Consider the following 4309-nt stretch of genomic DNA (forward strand, 5'->3'; position numbering starts at 1 on the left):
GGACGAACGGGTCTGCCCTCCCGGCGGAGAGCTTTCGCGGTTGAAAGAGTATAGACGCTTCTGCCCTCTGGGCGGCCATGCTCCGTTACTTTTGTAATGTTTCTATTTGCAAACTTATATTTTTATTGCAACCGTAAACATCCATCAGTAAACAATGGATAAATGTACCTGAAATTATTGACTTCCCTGCCGCCACGTGTTAAAATTTCATTCATATTTTCAGTTTGCTCAGGTAAACTGCCGTATTCTTTTATCCGGGGCGGGAAACTCCTTCACCGCCCTCATTTTATTTTCGGGGGGTATGTTTTTATGACCATGTGGACTGCACTGCTGATTGTCCTGGCCGTTTTTGCTTTCGGGGATCTGATTTCCCAGCTGACCCGGGCCCGGCTTTCTTCTCTTTTCGTCATTATGATGACCTTTCTGGTCCTGTTCATTTTCAAGATCATTCCGGCAGACATCATCAAACAGGCCGGTCTCACCACCCTGGGGCCCATTTCCATGGTGATGCTGCTGCTGAACATGGGCACCACCATTGACCTGGCCATGCTGAAGCGGGAATGGCGGTCCGTGGCCGCCAGCTGCATCGCCATGGCCATTGCCATTGCCTCCTGCCTGGTGCTGATTCCCTTCATCGGCCGGGCCAACGCCTTGGCTGCGGCACCGGTGATCAACGGAGGCATCATCGCCACCACCACCATGGTCAAAGCCGCCACAGACCAGGGACTGGCCATGACCGCCGCCCTGGCCGCCTTCCTCTATGCCACCCAGAAATTCGTGGGCACCCTGCCCGCCTCCTACTTCGGTCTGAAAGCCGCCCGCCGGTATGTGGAAGAATACCGGCAGCAGAAGGCAGCGGATCCGGACAGCGTCCTGACCCGGGAAGAGATTCCCCAGGACAGCCCCCGGCAGAGCTGGGCGGAACGGAACACCCGCCGGTTCACCATCTACATCAGCCTGTGCATCGGGGCCGCCAGTGCCTGGCTGGGCACCATCGGCGGCAAACTGACCCACAACTGGGTGGGGATGTTCCTGTGGTGCATGATCATCGGCCTGGTGCTCCGGAACCTGGGGCTGGTGCCTGCCAACCTGATCAAGAAAAACGCCAACGCCAGCGGCTTCTTCATTTTCGGGGCCCTTACCGCCATCGTCCCCTCTCTGGCCAAAGTGGATTTCAGCATGCTGGGCCAGCTGGGGATCACCGTGGTGGCCGTGTTCGCCGTAACCGTAGCCGGCATCGTCCTGGCCTTTAAGATCCTGCCTCTGTGGAAGATCGTGGGAGACAAGGACCTGTGCATCGGCATCGCCATGTGCCAGATGATCGGTTATCCCGGCACCCAGCTGATCAGTGAGGAAATCGCCAAAACCGTGGGAAAGACTCCGGAAGAAATCGACTACCTGGAAAAACGCATTGGCACTGCCTATGTGATTTCCGGCTTCACTTCCGTAACGGTGCTTTCCATTGTAGTGGCCACCATTATGGCCAAGATCCTGTAAAAAAGAAGGGAGAAACCTATGGATATTGTTGAAGAGTTCAAAGAGCTGGTACAGATTGATTCCGCTTCCGGCAAGGAACGGGCCATTGCGGACACCCTTGCCGGAAAACTCCGGGCCCTGGGCTTTACGGTAACGGAAGACCGGGCAGGGGATACCTTTGGAGGGAATACCGGGAACCTGGCGGCCTTCCGGGAAGGGGACCGGCCCGGTTCCATCCTGTTCTGCAGCCATATGGACCGGGTGGCCAACGGCTTCCACATCCGCCCTCAGGAAAAAGACGGATACCTGGTGTCCGACGGCACCACCATCCTGGCCGCCGATGATGTAAGCGGCCTTTGCGCCATCCTGGACGGGGTCCGCCGGGCCCTGGCCTCCCGCAAGCCTCTGCCCCGTCTGGAAATCGCCTTTACCGTGGGGGAAGAAGCCAACCTGTGGGGCGGCCGGGCCCTGGACCTGTCCCAGTTCCAGAGTCCTTTCTGTTATGTAATGGACAGCCCGGGCACCCTGGGCCGGCTGATCAACGGAGCCCCCGGTCTGGCCAAGCTCCAGGCGGAAGTCCGGGGCAAAGCCGCCCATGCCGGCAACGAACCGGAAAAGGGCATCAACGCCGCCCACATCCTGTGCCACCTGCTGGATACCCTGAAGGACGGCCGGCTGGATGCAGAGACGGTTTCCAACTTCCCCCTGCTGGGCACCGGGAACACCGCCACCAACATTGTCTGCGACCGGGCCTGGGTGAAAGGAGAAAGCCGCAGCCGGGACCGGAAGAAGCTGGAAGACTACATGGCCTATTTCCGCCGGCACTGTGAGGAAAGCGTCCAGGGCACCGGAGCCCAGGTCACTTCCAGTGCGGAGATTTCCTTCGCCCCCTTCCGGCTGGAGGAAAAGGAGCCGGTAGTGGCTCTGGCCTGCCGGGCCCTGAAGGCCATGGGCATCCAGCCCCGGATCGAACAGGGAGGCGGAGGCATGGACGCCAACATTTTCAACGCCAAAGGCCTCCCTTCCCTGGGCATAGCCACCGGCTACACCAAGAACCATACCAAAGAAGAGAACCTGGACCTGGAAAGCTTCACCCGGAGCGGAGAACTGGTGGAGAAGCTGATAGAGATGGTGGAATAAAAAAAGGGGCTGTTGCAAGAGCAACAGCCCCTTTGGTCAGCAATCCTTATTTTCTATTCTTCCAATACATCCAGAAATACAGTACCTCCAGCACGCAGCAGGTGGTCCAGCCCACCGGGTAGCCGAAACCTACGGTGAGGGGGGTATTGCTGATGTACCGGGTCATGATGTACAGGTAGATCTGCCGGACCAGCACAAAGGACAGGAGCATGATCACCATGGGCCCCATGGAATCTCCCCGGCCCCGGAGGGCACCGGCCAGCACCTGGTTCACACAGTTGCACAGCAGGAAGAAGATGTTCACGTGTATGAATCCCACCCCGGACTGGATCACCGCTTCGTCCCCGGTGAACAGCCGCAGGGAGAAATCAGCAAAAATGAACAGCAGGGCGGCAATGGCCCCGGTAATAACCAGGCTCAGAAGGATGGAGGACACGGTCCCGTCGTTGGCCCGTTTTTCCTTTTTGGCCCCGATGTTCTGGGCCACGAAGGTGGTGGCTGCCATGGCCATGGACAGGATGGGCAGCATGACGAACTGGTCCAGCTTGTTGTAGCAGCCCCATCCGGCCATTACCGTGGCCCCGAAGAAGTTGATGTAGGACTGGACGAAAATGTTGGAAAAAGAAGTGATGATGCTCTGGACGGCGGTAGGCAGCCCCACCCGGAAAATCTGACTCAGCAGGTTCCGGTCCAGGCACAGGTCCCCGAAGGAGAACCGGTACACATCCCGGGTCCGGAGCAGCACCCCCAGGGTGGCTCCGGCGGAAATGAACTGAGCGATGATGGTGGCATAGGCCACCCCGGCGATTCCCCAGTGGAACACCAGCACAAACAGCAGATCCAGGACAATGTTCAGGATGCTGGTAAGGATCAGGAAATACAGGGGCCGCTTGGTGTCCCCTACCGCCCGGAGCACCCCGCTGCCCATATTGTACACCAGAAGCCCGGTGACCCCGGCAAAATAGATCCGGAGATAGAGGGCCGCCTGGTCGAACACATCCGCCGGAGTCTTCATGAACTGGAGCATGAAATCCGTGCCGGCAAAGAAAAACACCGTGAACAGCACGCACAGGCAGAAGGTGGCCGCCATGGTGGTTTCCACCGCCCGGTGGAGCAGGCCGTGGTCCTTGGCTCCGAAGCATTTCCCGATGATCACCGTAGCCCCAATGGAGAATCCGTTGAAAAAGAAAACGGACATGTTGGTGATCATGGTGGTGGAACTCACCGCCGCCAGGGCCTGGGTCCCCACAAAATTCCCCACCACAATGGAATCCACCGTGTTGTACAGCATCTGGAAAATATTCCCGATCATCAGAGGCAGGGCAAATTCCAGGATAAGCCGGGGAATGCTGCCGGAAGTCATGTCTTTGGTTGTGGTACGGACCATGGGGATCCCTGCCTTTCGTTGATTTGATATAGATAATATTTATTATACCATAGAAAAAGGAGCTGTTGCACAGGCAACAGCCCCGTCGTATGTGTCAACAAATTCTCGGTGAAACCTTCATTGCCGTATAGTTATTCAGAAATAGAGTCAAAAATTTTTTATCGTTGCTTCGACGGAGACGACGTAGGGGTTTCGCCGCAGGCAAACCCGTCCCGGCCTCCCAAAGGGGAAAAGTCCTCCTATACCCGTACTGACTTGCACCTCACCCTTCCGTCGGGAGGGCAGACCCGTTCGTCCCTGGCGGGA

At 57.6% G+C, this 4309-nt stretch carries 3 protein-coding genes; 2 read left to right on the forward strand and 1 reads right to left on the reverse strand.

The features are described from left to right. The first annotated feature begins 309 nt into the window (after window positions 1-309). Together QVO43_RS00450 and QVO43_RS00455 are read left to right on the forward strand one after the other, a co-directional pair. Window positions 310-1497: a hypothetical protein gene (locus QVO43_RS00450; protein ID WP_022486674.1), complete on the forward strand. Its 1188-nt coding sequence runs from the start codon at window positions 310-312 to the stop codon at window positions 1495-1497. An 18-nt stretch (window positions 1498-1515) separates the two neighbouring features. Continuing rightward, window positions 1516-2616, forward strand: coding sequence for a M20/M25/M40 family metallo-hydrolase (locus QVO43_RS00455; RefSeq protein ID WP_022486675.1), 1101 nt, complete (start codon window positions 1516-1518; stop codon window positions 2614-2616). A 46-nt stretch (window positions 2617-2662) separates the two neighbouring features. Here the strand turns inward: QVO43_RS00455 and QVO43_RS00460 are convergent, their stop codons facing one another. Further along, window positions 2663-4003: an MATE family efflux transporter gene (locus QVO43_RS00460; protein WP_022486676.1), complete on the reverse strand. Its 1341-nt coding sequence runs from the start codon at window positions 4001-4003 to the stop codon at window positions 2663-2665. Window positions 4004-4309 lie beyond the last annotated feature (306 nt).

This window comes from Acidaminococcus sp. CAG:542 (assembly GCF_000437815.1).
Classification (GTDB): Bacteria; Bacillota; Negativicutes; order Acidaminococcales; family Acidaminococcaceae; genus Acidaminococcus.